General features: G+C 68.3%; 12 protein-coding genes. 8 read left to right on the top strand and 4 right to left on the bottom strand.

Going from position 1 to position 15605, the window contains the following annotated elements:
* Positions 1-5: 5 nt before the first annotated feature.
* The 8 genes from H8R02_RS20725 (at position 6) to H8R02_RS20690 (ending at position 8015) form a co-directional block, all read left to right on the top strand.
* Positions 6-1997, top strand: a complete 1992-nt coding sequence (locus tag H8R02_RS20725; RefSeq protein WP_187083395.1) for a bifunctional 3-phosphoshikimate 1-carboxyvinyltransferase/cytidylate kinase — start codon at positions 6-8, stop codon at positions 1995-1997.
* A 93-nt stretch (positions 1998-2090) separates the two neighbouring features.
* Entirely contained in the window at positions 2091-3776 is a 1686-nt protein-coding gene (gene rpsA, locus H8R02_RS20720; protein ID WP_187083394.1) for a 30S ribosomal protein S1, read from the top strand.
* 57 nt (positions 3777-3833) lie between these two features.
* Positions 3834-4142, top strand: a complete 309-nt coding sequence (locus tag H8R02_RS20715) for an integration host factor subunit beta (RefSeq protein WP_187083393.1) — start codon at positions 3834-3836, stop codon at positions 4140-4142.
* A gap of 34 nt (positions 4143-4176) precedes the next feature.
* Complete coding sequence (locus H8R02_RS20710) at positions 4177-4443, top strand: LapA family protein (protein WP_187083392.1); 267 nt, start codon at positions 4177-4179, stop codon at positions 4441-4443.
* Positions 4433-5566: a lipopolysaccharide assembly protein LapB gene (gene lapB / locus H8R02_RS20705; protein ID WP_187083391.1), complete on the top strand. Its 1134-nt coding sequence runs from the start codon at positions 4433-4435 to the stop codon at positions 5564-5566. Before H8R02_RS20710 ends, lapB begins: the two co-directional genes overlap by 11 nt.
* Positions 5563-6492, top strand: coding sequence for a D-glycero-beta-D-manno-heptose-7-phosphate kinase (gene rfaE1 / locus H8R02_RS20700; protein ID WP_187083390.1), 930 nt, complete (start codon positions 5563-5565; stop codon positions 6490-6492). Before lapB ends, rfaE1 begins: the two co-directional genes overlap by 4 nt.
* Positions 6489-7487, top strand: a complete 999-nt coding sequence (gene rfaD / locus H8R02_RS20695) for an ADP-glyceromanno-heptose 6-epimerase (protein ID WP_187083389.1) — start codon at positions 6489-6491, stop codon at positions 7485-7487. Before rfaE1 ends, rfaD begins: the two co-directional genes overlap by 4 nt.
* Positions 7488-7547: 60 nt before the next feature.
* Positions 7548-8015 carry a ComEA family DNA-binding protein gene (locus H8R02_RS20690; RefSeq protein WP_187083388.1) on the top strand — a complete coding sequence of 156 codons (468 nt, stop codon included), beginning with the start codon at positions 7548-7550 and terminating at the stop codon, positions 8013-8015.
* A gap of 9 nt (positions 8016-8024) precedes the next feature.
* Here the strand turns inward: H8R02_RS20690 and H8R02_RS20685 are convergent, their stop codons facing one another.
* The 4 genes from H8R02_RS20685 to H8R02_RS20670 all read right to left on the bottom strand — a co-directional run bounded on the left by H8R02_RS20685 (position 8025) and on the right by H8R02_RS20670 (position 15572).
* A complete protein-coding gene (locus tag H8R02_RS20685; RefSeq protein WP_187083387.1) occupies positions 8025-8795 on the bottom strand; it encodes a hypothetical protein in 771 nt (256 codons plus the stop codon).
* Between the two features lie 36 nt (positions 8796-8831).
* Entirely contained in the window at positions 8832-10814 is a 1983-nt protein-coding gene (locus H8R02_RS20680; protein WP_187083386.1) for a S8 family serine peptidase, read from the bottom strand.
* A gap of 115 nt (positions 10815-10929) precedes the next feature.
* Positions 10930-11790 carry a LysR family transcriptional regulator gene (locus H8R02_RS20675; protein WP_187083385.1) on the bottom strand — a complete coding sequence of 287 codons (861 nt, stop codon included), beginning with the start codon at positions 11788-11790 and terminating at the stop codon, positions 10930-10932.
* A gap of 176 nt (positions 11791-11966) precedes the next feature.
* Complete coding sequence (locus H8R02_RS20670) at positions 11967-15572, bottom strand: hydantoinase B/oxoprolinase family protein (RefSeq protein ID WP_187083384.1); 3606 nt, start codon at positions 15570-15572, stop codon at positions 11967-11969.
* Between the last annotated feature and the right edge of the window lie 33 nt (positions 15573-15605).

Genomic DNA, 15605 nt, shown 5'->3' with positions numbered 1-15605 from the left:
CCTCGATGTTTGATACGGCCTTCCTGGACCTGCCGCCGCTGGACAGCGCAGGCGGCACGGTCACCCTGCCGGGCTCCAAGAGCATCTCCAACCGCGTGCTGCTGCTCGCGGCCCTGTGCGAAGGCACGACGGTTGTCCACGACTTGCTGGATTCCGACGACACGCGCGTGATGCTCGACGCGCTGCGGGCGCTGGGCTGCAGCGTCGTGCACAAGGGTGCATCGCTGGAGCTCACCGGCCTCGGCGGCAAGCGCTCGTTTCCCGCGGCCCGCCTCTTCCTCGGCAACGCCGGCACGGCGATGCGGCCGCTGACGGCGGCGCTCGCCCTCATCGGCGGCGAATTCGAGCTCAGTGGCGTGGCGCGCATGCACGAGCGGCCCATCGGCGACCTCGTGGACGCGCTGCGCCAGCTGGGCTGCCGCATCGATTACCTCGGCGTCGAAGGCTACCCGCCGCTGAAGGTCCACCCCGCGAAGGCGCTCAAGCTCGACGCGCCGATCCAGGTGCGCGGCGACGTCTCCAGCCAGTTCCTCACCGCGCTGCTGATGGCGCTGCCGCTCGTGGCGGACCACAACATCACCATCGAGGTGGTGGGCGAGCTCATCTCCAAGCCGTACATCGAGATCACGCTGAACATGCTGCAGCGCTTCGGGATCGGCGTGCGGCGCGAGGGCTGGCAGCGCTTCATCATCCCCGCGGGCAGCCATTACCGCTCGCCGGGCGAGATCCACGTCGAAGCCGATGCCTCGTCGGCCAGCTACTTCATCGCGCTCGGCGCCATCGGCGCGGCCAAGGGCACTTCGGTGCGCATCGAGGGTGTCGGCGCCGCGTCGATCCAGGGCGACATCCGCTTCGTCGATGCCGCACGAGCCATGGGCGCGCACGTCGAAAGCGGCCCCAACTGGCTCGAAGTGTCGCGCGGCCACTGGCCGCTGCACCCGGTGGACCTGGACTGCAACCACATCCCCGACGCGGCGATGACGCTGGCCGTGATGGCGCTCTACGCCGAGGGCACGACCACGCTGCGCAACATCGCGAGCTGGCGCGTGAAGGAGACCGACCGCATCGCGGCGATGGCCACCGAGCTGCGCAAGCTGGGCGCGCTCGTCGAGGAAGGCCCGGACTTCATCCGCATCGACCCGCCGCGCCAGTGGAAGCCGGCGGCGATCCACACCTACGACGACCACCGCGTCGCGATGTGCTTCTCGCTGGCCGCTTTCAACCCGCAGGGCGTGCCGGTGCGCATCCTCGACCCCAAGTGCGTGGGCAAGACCTTCCCCGACTACTTCGAGGCCTTGTTCTCGGTGGCGAGGACGATGACGCAGCACGTGCCGGTCATCACCGTCGACGGGCCCACGGCGTCCGGCAAGGGCACGCTCGCGTCCGAAGTGGCGCGCCGCCTCGGCTACCACTACCTCGACTCGGGCGCGCTCTACCGCATCACCGCCCTGGCCGCCGTCCGCGCCGGCCTCGCGCTGGACGTGGCGCATGAGCACACCATCGCGAAGATGGCCGAGACGCTGCCGGTGCGCTTCGCGGGCGGCCGCGTGTTCCTCGGCGACGACGACATCACCGATGCGATCCGCACCGAGGAAGCCGGCATGAACGCTTCCAGGGTGTCGGCCCTGCCCGCGGTGCGCACCGCGCTCGTCGCCTTGCAGCAGAGCTTCCGCAAGCTCCCGGGCCTCGTCGCCGATGGCCGCGACATGGGCACGGTGATCTTCCCGGACGCGCCGATGAAGGTGTACCTCACGGCCAGCGCTGCCCAGCGCGCGCAGCGGCGGCATAAGCAATTGATTTCAAAAGGGATTTCGACTACAATCGATACCCTTCGCGCAGACTTGGAAGCGCGCGACCACCGGGATTCCTCCCGTGCCGTCGCCCCTCTCAAACCCGCCGAAGACGCCCTCCTGCTGGATAACTCGTCGCAGACGATCGAAGAATCGGTTGCACAGGTGCTCCAGTGGTGGGAGGGGAAGCACCACTTCCCCGACTGAGGCCCACCCGGCTCCCTCCTGCGCAGCAGCGCACCGGCCGGTTGGATCATCAACCTAACCCGTGTCCCGCAAGGGCCACAGCAAAGCTCCTAAATGTCTGAATCTTTTGCCGCCCTGTTCGAGGAATCCCTCAAGCGCTCCGAAATGCGCGCCGGCGAGGTGATCACCGCTGAAGTCGTCCGTGTCGAGCACAACCACGTGGTTGTCAATGCCGGCCTCAAGTCCGAGGCCTACATCCCGATCGACGAGTTCAAGAACGACCAGGGCCAGGTCGAAGTCCAGGAAGGCGATTTCGTCTCCGTGGCCATCGACGCCATCGAAAACGGCTACGGCGACACCATCCTGTCGCGCGACAAGGCCAAGCGCCTGGCCTCGTGGATGAGCCTGGAAAAGGCCCTCGAGTCCGGCGAGTTCGTCTCCGGCACCACCACCGGCAAGGTCAAGGGCGGCCTCACCGTCCTCGTCAACGGCATCCGCGCCTTCCTGCCCGGCTCGCTGATCGACACGCGCCCCATCAAGGACTTGTCTCCCTACGAGAACAAGACGATGGAGTTCAAGGTCATCAAGCTCGATCGCAAGCGCAACAACGTGGTGCTGTCGCGCCGCGCCGTCGTCGAAGCCTCCATGGGCGAAGAGCGCGCCAAGCTGATGGAAACCCTGAAGGAAGGCTCCATCGTCCGCGGCGTGGTCAAGAACATCACCGAGTACGGTGCGTTCGTGGACCTCGGCGGCATCGACGGCCTGCTGCACATCACCGACATGGCCTGGCGCCGTGTCCGCCACCCGTCCGAGGTGGTGCAGGCCGGCCAGGAGATCACCGCCAAGATCCTCAAGTTCGACACCGAGAAGAACCGCGTCTCGCTGGGCCTCAAGCAGATGGGCGACGACCCGTGGCTGGGCGTCTCGCGCCGCTACCCCCCGGGCACCCGCATGTTCGGCAAGGTCACGAACATCGCCGACTACGGCGCGTTCGTCGAACTCGAGCCCGGCATCGAGGGCCTGGTGCACGTGTCCGAGATGGACTGGACCAACAAGAACGTCGCGCCCGCCAAGGTCGTGTCGCTGGGTGACGAAGTCGAAGTCATGGTCCTGGAGATCGACGAGGACAAGCGCCGCATCAGCCTGGGCATGAAGCAGTGCAAGGCCAACCCGTGGCAGGAGTTCGCGCAGAACACCAAGCGCGGCGACCGCGTGAAGGGCCCGATCAAGTCGATCACCGACTTCGGCGTGTTCGTGGGCCTGGCTGCCGGCATCGACGGCCTGGTGCACCTGTCCGACCTCTCGTGGAACGAGCCCGGCGAAGCCGCCGTGCGCAACTACAAGAAGGGCCAGGAAGTCGAAGCCATCGTGCTGGGCGTGGACGTGGACCGCGAGCGCATCAGCCTGGGCATCAAGCAGCTCGACGGCGACCCGTTCGCCACGTTCACCTCGGTGCACGACAAGGGCTCCTCGGTGACCGGCAAGGTCAAGACCGTCGACCCCAAGGGCGCCGAGATCGACCTGGGCAACGACATCACCGGTTACCTGCGTGCTTCGGAAATCAGCCGCGACCGCGTGGAAGACGCGCGCAACGTGCTGAAGGAAGGCGACGAAGTGACAGCCGTGGTCGTCAACATCGACCGCAAGACGCGCAACATCCAGCTGTCGATCCGCCAGAAGGACATGATCGACGAGCAAGGCGCGATGCAGCAGCTGAACCAGCAGTCGGCGCGCGAGAACGCGGGCACGACGAGCCTGGGCGCGTTGCTGCGTGCTAAGCTGGACAATTCCGAGAAGTAAAAAGGCGAAGCCGTCACCCCGGGCTTGACCCGGGGTGCACTCCGCCTCGAGGGGACCATGACAAGAAGCGACCTGGTCGAGGAGTTGGCCTCGCGGTTCAGCCAGCTGACGCACCGCGACGCCGAGTACGCGGTCAAGACCATTCTTGACGCGATGGGCGACGCACTCGTGCGCGGCCACCGCATCGAGATCCGCGGCTTCGGCAGCTTCTCCATCAACCGCCGGCCGCCGCGCATGGGGCGCAACCCCCGTTCCGGCGAAAGCGTGCACATCCCCGAAAAGCGCGTCCCCCACTTCAAGCCGGGCAAGGCCCTGCGCGAGGCGGTGGACCAGCGCACCGCCGAAATCGAGGCGGGGCAGAAGTAGTGCCTACAATGGCTCGCGTCGACGGGCCACGCTGATGAAATACCTCGCATGGCTGCTCAAGGCAGCCATTTTTTTTACCCTCTTCGCCTTCGCGCTGAACAACCAGCACGAGGTGACGGTGCACTTCTTCTTCGGTACCGCCTGGGGCGCGCCGCTCGTGCTGGTGGTCCTGGCGGCATTCGCCATCGGCCTGCTGGTCGGCGCGCTGGGCATGGTGCCGCGCTGGTGGAAGCACCGCGCCGAAGCGCTGCGCGCGCGCCGAGACCCCGGCGTCGCCCCCACGACGACGCATGGACTTTGACCTCAGCTGGGTCCTGTGGGGCCTGCCGATCGCCTTCGTGCTGGGTTGGGTCGCGTCGCGGCTGGACCTGCGGCAGCTGCGCATCGAGAACCGGCAAGCGCCCAAGGCCTATTTCCGCGGCCTGAATTTCCTGCTGAACGAGCAGCAGGACCAAGCCATCGACGCCTTCATCGAGGCCGTGCAGGGCGACCCGGACACGTCCGAGCTGCACTTCGCCCTCGGCAACCTCTTCCGCCGGCGCGGCGAGTACGAGCGCGCCGTGCGCGTGCACGAGCACCTGCTCTCGCGCGGCGACCTGTCGCGTGCCGACCGGCATCGCGCGCAGCATGCGCTGGCACTCGATTTCCTGAAGGCGGGCCTGCTCGATCGCGCCGAGGAGGCGCTGCGCAAGCTGGAGGGCACCGCCTACGAGGGGCAGGCACTGCTGGCACTGCTAGCGATCTACGAGCGCTCGCGCGACTGGCCGCAGGCCGCGGAGATCGCGGCCAAGCTCGAGGCTTCGGGCCAGGGGAGCTTTGCGAACCGGCGTGCGCACTACCTTTGCGAGATGGCGGCGGCGGCCACGCCCGATGAAGCGGCGCGGTTGCTGCGCGAAGCGGTTGCGCTCACGCCGACGACGCCGCGGCCCGGCATGGACCTCGCCGCGCTCCAGCGGCGCTCCGGCGACGCGCAATCGGCCTTCGCCACGCTCGCCGAGCTGGCGAACTCGGCGCCGGCCTCGATCCCGCTGCTTGCGCGGCCGATGGCGGATGCCGCCGCGGCCTGCGGCAAGAAGGCAGAGGCGCTGGACATCCTGCATGGCAGCTACGAGCTCGCGCCCTCGCTCGACGTGCTCGAGGCGATCGTCACGCTCGAGCCCAACCCCGAGGCGGCGCGCGAGTGGTACGTCAAGCACCTCGCACGCGAGCCTTCGCTCGTCGCCGCCAGCCGTTGGCTGGCCAACGAGAAGCTCGAACACGAGCAGTTCCACCCCGACGTGCAGCGCGCGCTGGAGCATGCGGTCAAGCCGCTCACGCGCTACCGCTGCGCCGCCTGCGGCTTCGAGGCCAAGCAGCATTTCTGGCAATGCCCGGGCTGCCAGGCGTGGGACAGCTATCCTGCGCGGAGGGTCGAAGAACTATGAATCCGACGAAAGAGCAACTGGCGAAGGCGCGCGTGCTGGTCGTGGGCGATGCGATGCTCGACCGCTACTGGCACGGCACCGTGGAGCGCATCTCGCCCGAGGCGCCGGTGCCGGTGGTGAAGGTCACGCGCGAAGAGGAGCGCATCGGTGCGGCGGCCAACGTGGCCTACAACGTCGTGACGCTCGGCGCGCGCGCGAGTTTCCTCGGCGTGATCGGCGACGACGAGCCCGGCCACCGCCTCGAGAAGCTGCTGACCACCAGCGGCATCCAGACGCACCTGAAGCGCGACACGGGCCTGCGCACCACGGTCAAGCTGCGTGTCATCGGGCGGCAGCAGCAGCTGCTGCGCATGGACTTCGAGAACGAGCCGGACCACGAGGTGCTGTCGGCGCAGAACGAGGCGTTCGACGCCCTGCTCGCGCGCCACGAAGCCGTGCTGTTCTCCGACTACGGCAAGGGCGGCCTCACCCACATCGCGCAGATGATCGAGCGCTCGCGCGCGGCGAACAAGTCCGTGCTGATCGACCCCAAGGGCTCCGACTACTCGCGCTATCGCGGCGCCTCGGTCATCACCCCCAACCGCGCCGAGCTGCAGCAAGTGGTCGGCAGCTGGCAGACCGAGGACGAGCTGCGCACGAAGGCGCAGAACCTGCGCGAGCAGCTCCAGCTGGGCGCCGTGCTCGTCACCCGCAGCGAGGAAGGCATGTCGCTCTTCGACGCGCAAGGCGAGCTGCACGTGAAGGCCCAGGCGCGCGAGGTGTTCGACGTCACCGGGGCGGGCGACACCGTCATCGCGACGCTCGCCGCCATGATGGCTGCCGGCCTGAGCGCGCGCGAAGCCATGCCGATCGCGAACAAGGCGGGCGGCATCGTGGTGGGCAAGTTCGGCACCGCCACCGTCTCTTACGAGGAACTCTTCCAATGACACGCGTCGTGGTCACCGGCGCCGCCGGCTTCATCGGTTCCAACATCGTCAAGGGCCTCAACGAGCGCGGCATCGACGACATCATCGCCGTCGACGACCTCACGCACGGCGACAAGTTCCGCAACCTCGCCGACCTGCAGATCGCCGACTACGTCGACGCCGACGAGTTCTACGCCGCGTTCGGCGAAGGTGCGTTCGGCCCGGTCGAAGCCGTGTTCCACGAAGGCGCGTGCAGCGACACGATGGAGAGCGACGGCAAGTACATGATGGACAACAACTACGGTGTGTCCATGGCGCTCTTCGAAGCCTGCCGCGAGCGCGGCACGCGGTTGCTCTACGCGTCGTCCGCCGCCACCTACGGCGGCAGCGCCACGTTCCGCGAGACGCCCGAGTTCGAGCGGCCGCTCAACGTGTACGGCTACAGCAAGCTCCTCTTCGACCAGCGCATGCGGCGCGAATGCGGCGCGGACTTCAAGCGCAACCAGAGCCAGGTGGCAGGCTTCCGCTACTTCAACGTCTACGGGCCGCGCGAGCAGCACAAGGGCCGCATGGCGAGCGTCGCCTTCCACGAGTTCAACGAGTTCCGCAAGGAGGGCAAGGTCAAGCTCTTCGGCGAGTACGGCGGCTACGGGCCGGGCGAGCAGATGCGCGACTTCATCCACGTCGACGACGTCGTCGCGGTGAACCTGTGGTTCTTCGACCGGCCGGGCAAGTCGGGCATCTTCAACCTGGGCACCGGGCGCGCCCAGCCGTTCAACGATGTGGCGACGGCCGTGGTGAATGCGCTGTCGGGGCTCAAGCCCATGGACACGGCCACGGCCGAGTCGGCGGGGCTCATCGAGTACGTGCCGTTCCCCGATGCCTTGCGCGGCAAGTACCAGTGCTACACGCAGGCGGACCTGACGAACCTGCGCGCCGTGGGCTGCGACCACCAGTTCGCCGACGTGGCGACGGGTGTGGCGAAGTACATGGCTGTGCTCGCTAACCCGAAGTAGTCAACCGGGCTTCGCGCGGCGCCGTTGAGGGATCATTTCAACCCTCGCAAGGAGCGAACGATGCTGAAGAAGATCCTGGCCGTGCTGGCCATGCTGTACGCCTTTGCCGCCATGGCGGCCGTGGACGTGAACAAGGGCACCGCGGCCGAGCTGGACAGCGTCAAGGGGATCGGCCCGGGCACGTCCAAGGCCATCGTGGACGAGCGCAAGAAGGGCGAATTCAAGAGCTGGGAGGACTTCATCGAGCGCGTCAAGGGTGTGGGCGACAAGCGCGCCGCGCACCTGTCCGAAGCGGGCCTCACCGTGAACGGCCAGGCCTACAAGGGCGCCGCCGCCACGAAGAAGGACGACAAGAAGGACAAGAAGGACAAGAAGGAAGCCAAGGCCGAGAAGAAGGAAGAGAAGAAGGCCGAGGCGAAGAAGGACGAGAAGAAAGACGAGAAGAAGGAAACCGCGATGGCCAAGGACGCGAAGAAGGACGACAAGAAGGCGTCCGACGCGAAGCCGGCAGCCAGCGCCAAGAAGTAACGCCGAGCTTCAGGCAGGCGGGCGCTGCGCAAGGCGCACGCCGGCCTGCATCGCCAGGGCGACGCCGAGAGCCGCGGCCAGCGCCACGCAGAACGCGGCCGCCGGGTGCATCGCCGCAAGGCCCCAGTACAGCGCGACGAAGAAGGCCGCGAATCCATGCAGGCCTTGCAGGAACCCCGTCATCAATGAAGCCGTCGCCGCCGCCCCGTAGCGCGGCAGCGTGAAGCAAGGCAGCACCGTGCCCGTGATCGGCACGGCCAGCAGCAGCCCGCTCACCGCCGGCGGGAAGGCATCGGCCCCGAGGATGATGGCGGCGGCCATGCCGACAGCGGCGGCGATCCGCAGCCCGAACTCGATTCGCGGCACCCCGGCACGCGCCGGCGGCCCCGAGTGATGCGCCGCATGCCAGAGGCCTGCCGCCGGCGAGGCCACCGCCACCAGGCACACGGCCCAGGGCGGCATTTGCACGGCGGCCAGCGCAACCCCGGCGACCAGGAAGCCGCCGAGCGCGAGCGCGAGGCACACCGGCCACGTGAACCGCGCCGCCGCCTTGGCGAACGTCACGATGTGCAGGATCGTCGCCGGCAGGCACGCCAGCGTCGCCAGCGCGATCGCCCTGACCTGCGCCACGCCCTGGTCGATGAGCAGGATCGCCATGATGGGCGCCGCGATCATGGGCATGCCGGCCAGCGCACCGCCCACGCGATGCCCGAAGCGCCGCGCGGCCAGCGTCGAAAGCATGACCGACAGGGCGACGAGACCGAGCTTGAACAACAGCATCGGGCTGCGATGTTAGTCCGGTCCGGCGCCGCTGCTTCAAGGCTGGCTCGCAACGATGGCCGCCAACGTGGCATTCACTGTCGCCTGGAACCCGTTGACGTCGGTCGACGCGTTCACCATGGACAGCATCTGCCGCGCCTTCGAAAGCGCGGTGGCGCCGGAGAACGCCGCCACCTCGGCGGACGTGTCGACGATGGCCGTGAAGTTGCCGGCGACCGATGACTTCTTCAGCACGGCCTGGGCGTCGACCCCGTTGTTCACCAGAGCGCCGGACATGATCGCCAGCACGGCTTGCCCGCGCGTCACGCTGCCGTTGTCGATGGCGCCGGCCCAGAACGACAGGCCGCCGGGCTCGGCGCTGCGGCCGAACACGTTGACGTACACCCTGTTCACGAAATCGGCCGTCGTCACCGTGGCGGGGTAAAGCGCGGCCGACTCGGCGCTGTTCGCGAAACCGTCGACCACGCTCTTGACCACCGCGTTGGTGCCGTACGCGGCGTGCAGCGGCGTTGCGGCCGTCGGCGCATTGCCGGCGCGCAGCGCGGCCGCCCAGAAGTTCAGGCCCGCGGGGTCTGCCGGCCGGCCGAGGTATGCGACGTAGAGTTGCTCCACCACGCCGTGCCATGAACTCGGCACCAACGGGGCGAGTGCCGCGGTCAGGTCGACCCTCGGCTTCTGGATACCGCTCCTCGCATCGATGACGGGCTTGCCGCTGGCGACGAGGCGCGCCACGGTCTGGTCGAGCGTGTCGTTCGGGGCGGCATTGGACGACCGCAGGACGGCGATCGCCCCGGCGACGTGCGGTGCGGCCTGCGACGTGCCGCTGAACTCCAGGCCGGCGGCGGCGATCGACGACCCCGGCGCGAGCAAGGTCAGCAGGTTGCCGCCATTGGAGAAGCACGTCACGCGGTCCGGCGCGGTGGACGCGTCGGTGCACACGCCCCAGGACTTCGCGCCCATGTACGCGTCGTAGACGGCGCCGACGCGCACGGCCCCGGGCGCGCAGGCCGGTTCGGAAACGCCGTCGGTGAAGCCGTCGTTGCCGGCCGAGACCACCGGCAGGATGCCCGCGGCGCGCGCGTTCGCGAATGCCGTCGTGGCGAACGACGCGGGGCACGAGGCGGTGTACTTGCGCCCCGCTATGCCCAGGCTGAGGTTCATGGCGACGATGTTCAACGCGGCCTTGTTGTTGATCGCCCAGTTGATGCCGGAAAGGATGTCCGATGATTTCGCCTCGTCGCCCGTGAAGACATCGACCGACGCGATCCGGGCACCCGGAGCCATGCCGGCGACGATGCCCGCGACGTTCGTGCCGTGCCCGTGCGCGTCGAGCAGGTTGTCGTTCGCCGCGATGTCGACGGCGGCAATGACACGGCAGGAGGCGGGCTTGCCGGGCGCCGTGCACTTGCCGAAAGCGGGCAGCGTGTAGTTCACCCCCGTGTCGAGCACGGCCACCGTCGTGCCGGCGCCATGCATGCCGCTGGCGGCCATCTGGGGCTGGCGCGAGAGCGGCAGGCTCTCGGCCAGGACGGGCCGGTGCAGCGCGTTCGGGTGGACTGCCTTCACGTCGGCATGCAACAGCACACGCAGCAGCCCGAAGAAGCTCGAGACCCGTACGAACTGCATCGGCATGGCGTCGTAGTCCCGCAGGACCTGGAAGCTCCTGCCGCCCAGGGCCGCCCCCACGCGTTGCTTGACCCGCTCGAAGTCGGCCTTGCGGGTGCTGAGCAGGCTGGCGAGTTCGGCCGTCGTGGACGCCGTGGCGGGCGGTGCGCTTTCGTACTCGACGAGGATGTCGACCGGCCTCAAGCTCAGCAGCCGCTGCATCTCCTGCAGGTGCTGCGGCTGCACCTTGCGGGCCGCCGTGGCGGGCAGGCCGTCGACCTCGGGCGCGGGTGCGGCCGGGGGCTTGCCGAACGGGCTCACGGTTTCCGGATCGGCGCCGGCGCGCTGCGCGAGCGCGTGGGGCACAGTCGCAAGCAGCGTCGCCGCCAGGACAAGGGTCGTCTTCAGGTTCATGTTTCTTCGGGCCTCGTGAAAGTAGGAAGGGGCCCGATTCTTCGGCGCGGCGCGCGGCGCCGGCAATCGATGGCTTCGATGCGTGAAGCGCATGCATCGAAGCCGCCGGCGGAACTCAGGCCGCGAGGCTGTTACGCAGCGCGTGAAGCACCTGCGCCACCGCATGCGCGGCGCGCGACCTCAGCGAATGGGGCCGCGCGGCGACGACCAGGGCGCGGTGCAGGGGAACCGGCAGCGGCAACACGGCGTGGTCATCCGCCGGCAGCGCCATGCGGGGGAGCACGGAGAATCCCTGCCCCCGTCTCACCATCGACAGGATGGCATGGACGCTGGTGGCACGAAACGAAACCGCGGGCACGAAGCCATGGTTCGCCAGGTGCTGCAGCACGTGCCGCGCGCCGGCCCCCTCATGCTGCAGGAAGCGCAGGCCGGCCAGCTGCGCGAACGACTCCACCCGCCGCAGCCCGTGGGACGCAGGCAGCACGAGCACGTAGGGGTCGTCGGCGAGCGGCTGGCAGACGAACTGGCCGTCCTCGAACGGCTGCGTGATCGCCAGGTCCGCCTCGTTGCGGCGCAGCGCCTGCACGATGAAGTCCTCGCTCTCGGTGTCGCTGGCGACGTCGATGCGGATGCCGGGAAAACGCGCCCAGCATTCCTCGAGCAGCCGCGCCAGCAGCGCCTCACCGGCGCTTTGCAGGCTGACCAGGCGCACGATGCCGGACGGCGCCGACCCCAGCGACTTCAGGTCGTCGGCGATCTCGAGGATGCGCGCGCAGCGCAGCAGCACCTCGCGCCCCTCGGCGGTCAGCTCGCAGCCCGCGCGCGAACGCGTGAGCAGCCGGAAGCCGACGTGCTGCTCGAGCTCGCGGATCGCGTAGCTGACGTTCGACTGGGTGCACTCGAGCAGCAGCGCCGCGCCGCCGAACGTGCCGGCGTCGGCGACCGCCTGCAGCACCCTGCAGTGGTTGATCTTCATCGTGGCTCCATCCCTTCGCTACAGCAGGGTCCATCGGCATGCCCGCGGCAACGGGCTCTTGAACTTCTACTGCGCGTGAGCGAAGGGGTGCCGCATCAACCTCCTGCGGCAACCGGCGTCACGGACTGCTTCGAAAAAACGGCCCGATCATGTTCGGGCAAACTGTCAAACGGCTGTCAGGCCTTGCCGTAGCCTCCGCCGCCGGGCGTATGGATCTCGAAGATGTCACCCGGCGCCATCTCCGCCTGGCCGATATGGCCCAGCTCCTCCACCTTGCCGCCCGAACGCACGACGCGGTTGATGCCCACCTGCCCCGGCTGCCCGCCGGCCATGCCGAATGCGCCGTGCTTGCGGCCGTTGGACAGGATGCTCGCAGTCATCTGCTCCAGGAAGCGCACGCGGCGCACGCCGCCGTTGCCACCGGTCCACTTGCCCTTGCCGCCCGACCCTTTGCGGATCTCGTAGCTCTCGAGCCTCACCGGGTAGCGGAACTCCAGCACCTCGGGGTCCGTCAGCCGCGAATTGGTCATGTGCGTCTGCACGACGCTCGTGCCGTCGAAGCCCTCGCCCGCGCCGCTGCCGCCCGAGATCGTCTCGTAGTACTGGTAGCGCGGGTTGCCGAAGGTGAAGTTGTTCATCGTGCACTGGCCGGCGGACATCACGCCGAGCGCGCCGTAGAGCGTGTTCGTGATGCAGGTGGAGGTCTCCACGTTGCCCGCGACCACCGAGGCAGGCGGGTTGGGGTTGAGCATCGAGCCTTCGGGGATGATCACCTTCAGCGGCTTCAGGCAGCCGGCGTTCAGCGGGATGTCGTCATCCACCAGCGTGCGGAACACGTACAGCACGGCCGCCATGCACACCGCGCGCGGTGCATTGAAGTTGTTCACCTGCTGCGCCGACGTGCCGGTGAAGTCGATTTCCGCGCTGCGGTTCTTCGCGTCCACGCGGATCGCCACCTGGATCTGCGCGCCGTTGTCCAGCGGCAGGGTGAACTTGCCATCCTTCAGGCGCGTGATGACGCGGCGCACCGACTCCTCGGCGTTGTCCTGCACGTGGCGCATGTAGGCCTGCACGACGTCCAGCCCGAACTGGTCGACCATCTTGCGCAGCTCCTGCACGCCCTTCTCGTTGGCGGCGATCTGCGCCTTCAGGTCGGCCAGGTTCTGTTCCGGGTTGCGGCTGGGGTACTCGCCGCTGGCCAGCAGCGCGAGCATCTCGCGCTCGCGCAGCACGCCGCGGTCCACCAGCTTGAAGTTGTTGATCTCCACACCCTCTTCCTCGATGCGCGTGGAGAACGGAGGCATCGAACCCGGGCTGGTGCCGCCGATGTCGGCGTGGTGGCCGCGCGAGCCGACGTAGAAGAGCGGCTTGTCGCGGAAACTGGAATCCGACCCCAAATAGACGGGGGTGATGACGGTGACGTCCGGCAGGTGGGTGCCGCCGTGGTACGGGTCGTTGAGCACGTAGACGTCACCCGGCGACATGCGGCCCGCGTTCTCGCGGATCACCGTCTTGATGGACTCGCCCATCGAGCCCAGGTGCACCGGCATGTGCGGCGCATTCGCGATCAGGTTGCCCTCGGCGTCGAACAGCGCGCAGGAGAAGTCGAGGCGCTCCTTGATGTTCACCGAGTAGGCCGTGTTCTGCAGCTGCAGGCCCATCTGCTCGGCGATGTTCATGAAGAGGTTGTTGAACACCTCCAGCAGAACCGGGTCCACCTTGGTGCCGGCCGCGAACTTGACCGCGCGCGCGACGCGGCGCTCCAGCACGATGTGGTCGAGCGCGGTGATGGCGGCTTCCCAGCCGGGCTCGACGACCGTGGTTGCGTTCTTCTCCGCGATGATCGCGGGGCCGGGGACGACGTCGCCGGGGCGCAGGTCCTCGCGCACCACGAGCGCGGCTTCATGCCACTGGCCGCCCGAGTACATGCGCACCGTCTCGCGCCGCGGCACGTCGCGTTGCGGGTGCACCTCGTGGCGAGGCTCGGCCGGGGCGTCGCCGGAGACGACCGCTTCCACCGACACCGCCTCGACCATCAGCGCCTTGCCCTGCATCAGGAAGGAGAAGCGCTGGCGGTACGCGGCTTCGAAGCCCGCGATGATCGTGCCGAGGTCTCCGAACGGCACGACGAGCGCCGAGTCGCTGCCTTCGTAGCGCACGTGCACGCGGCGGCGCACCTGCACCGCGTTGCCGCTGACTTGCTGCTTTTCGAGTTCGGCCTGGGCAGAGGCGGAGAGTGCATCCAGCTTCTGCACCACCTGCGGCAGGCTTTCCTTCGACAGCCGCAGCTCGACGGCCTGCTCGCGGATCACGTTCTGGTCGGCCAGCCCCATGCCGTATGCGGAGAGCACACCGGCCAGCGGGTGCACGAACACGCGCGTCATGCCCAGCGCATCGGCAACGAGGCATGCGTGCTGCCCGCCCGCACCGCCGAAGCACTGCAGCGTGTAGCGCGTGACGTCGTAGCCGCGCGCCACGGAGATCTTCTTGATGGCGTTGGCCATCTGCTGCACGGCGATGTTGATGAAGCCTTCGGCCACCACTTCCGCGCTGCGGCCCGTCTTGCCCGCGAGCTCGTTGAACTTCGACTGCACAGCCTCCACGCTCAAGGGCTCGTTGCCCCTGGGCCCGAACACCTTCGGGAAGTAGCGCGGCTGGATCTTGCCGACCATCACGTTCGCGTCCGTCACCGCCAGCGGCCCACCGCGGCGGTAGCTCGCCGGGCCGGGATTCGCGCCGGCGCTTTGCGGCCCCACGCGAAAGCGCGAGCCGTCGAACTCCAGGATCGAGCCGCCACCGGCCGCCACGGTGTGGATGCTCATCATCGGCGCGCGCATGCGCACGCCGGCCACCTGCGTCTCGAACTCCCGCTCGAATTCGCCGGCGAAGTGCGATACGTCGGTGGAGGTGCCGCCCATGTCGAAACCGATCACCTTGTCGTGGCCGCCCAAAGCCGCGGTGCGTGCCATGCCGACGATGCCGCCGGCCGGGCCGGACAGGATCGCGTCCTTGCCCTGGAAGGCGTGCGCGTCGGTCAAGCCACCCGAGGACTGCATGAAGAACAGCTTCACGCCCGGCATTTCGCCGGCCACCTGCTCCACGTAGCGGCGCAGGATCGGCGAGAGATACGCGTCCACCACCGTCGTGTCGCCCCGGCTGACGAACTTCATCATCGGCGACGTCTCGTGCGACGTGCTGATCTGCGCGAAGCCGGTCTCCTGCGCGATCGCCTGAGCCCGCTTCTCATGCGCGGTGAAGCGGTAGCCGTGCATGAACACGATGGCCACGCTGCGCAGGCCGCGGTTGAAGGCCGCCTTCAGCTCGCCGCGCAGGTGCTCTTCGTCGAGCGCCTGCACCACGTCACCCTGCGCACCGACACGCTCGTTCGCCTCGATCACCTCGCGGTACAGCAGCTCGGGCAGCACGATGTTGCGGTCGAACAATCGCGGCCGGTTCTGGTACGCGATGCGCAGCGCGTCGCGGAAGCCCTTCGTCGTCACCAGCAGCGTCGGCTCGCCCTTGCGCTCGAGCAGCGCGTTGGTCGCCACCGTCGTGCCCATCTTCACGCAATCGACCACGTCGGGCGTGATGGGCTCGCCGTGCCGCAGGCCCAGCAGGTGGCGGATGCCGGCGACCGCCGCGTCCTTGTACTGCTCGGGGTTCTCCGACAGCAGCTTGTGCGTGGCGATGCCGCCGTCCGGCCGCCGCGCGACGATGTCCGTGAAGGTGCCGCCGCGGTCGATCCAGAACTGCCAGCGCTTCGGGGTCGGAGAGGTCTGCATGGAGCCCATGGTAGTCGTAGCTTGCATGGCTGG

Origin of the sequence: Ramlibacter albus, from assembly GCF_014297445.1 — a bacterium.
Taxonomy (GTDB): Bacteria; Pseudomonadota; Gammaproteobacteria; order Burkholderiales; family Burkholderiaceae_C; genus Ramlibacter; species Ramlibacter albus.
The sequence above is the reverse complement of the archived record's forward strand: the minus strand, read 5'-3'. Positions and strand labels throughout refer to the sequence as shown.

What these genes read in the sequence shown, in the direction of transcription:
- H8R02_RS20725 (WP_187083395.1), top strand. Translation starts at nt 6, where the DNA reads ATGTTTGATACGGCCTTCCTGGACCTGCCGCCGCTGGACAGCGCAGGC.
- rpsA (WP_187083394.1), top strand. Translation starts at nt 2,091, where the DNA reads ATGTCTGAATCTTTTGCCGCCCTGTTCGAGGAATCCCTCAAGCGCTCC.
- H8R02_RS20715 (WP_187083393.1), top strand. Translation starts at nt 3,834, where the DNA reads ATGACAAGAAGCGACCTGGTCGAGGAGTTGGCCTCGCGGTTCAGCCAG.
- H8R02_RS20710 (WP_187083392.1), top strand. Translation starts at nt 4,177, where the DNA reads ATGAAATACCTCGCATGGCTGCTCAAGGCAGCCATTTTTTTTACCCTC.
- lapB (WP_187083391.1), top strand. Translation starts at nt 4,433, where the DNA reads ATGGACTTTGACCTCAGCTGGGTCCTGTGGGGCCTGCCGATCGCCTTC.
- rfaE1 (WP_187083390.1), top strand. Translation starts at nt 5,563, where the DNA reads ATGAATCCGACGAAAGAGCAACTGGCGAAGGCGCGCGTGCTGGTCGTG.
- rfaD (WP_187083389.1), top strand. Translation starts at nt 6,489, where the DNA reads ATGACACGCGTCGTGGTCACCGGCGCCGCCGGCTTCATCGGTTCCAAC.
- H8R02_RS20690 (WP_187083388.1), top strand. Translation starts at nt 7,548, where the DNA reads ATGCTGAAGAAGATCCTGGCCGTGCTGGCCATGCTGTACGCCTTTGCC.
- H8R02_RS20685 (WP_187083387.1), bottom strand. Translation starts at nt 8,795, where the DNA reads ATGCTGTTGTTCAAGCTCGGTCTCGTCGCCCTGTCGGTCATGCTTTCG.
- H8R02_RS20680 (WP_187083386.1), bottom strand. Translation starts at nt 10,814, where the DNA reads ATGAACCTGAAGACGACCCTTGTCCTGGCGGCGACGCTGCTTGCGACT.
- H8R02_RS20675 (WP_187083385.1), bottom strand. Translation starts at nt 11,790, where the DNA reads ATGAAGATCAACCACTGCAGGGTGCTGCAGGCGGTCGCCGACGCCGGC.
- H8R02_RS20670 (WP_187083384.1), bottom strand. Translation starts at nt 15,572, where the DNA reads ATGCAGACCTCTCCGACCCCGAAGCGCTGGCAGTTCTGGATCGACCGC.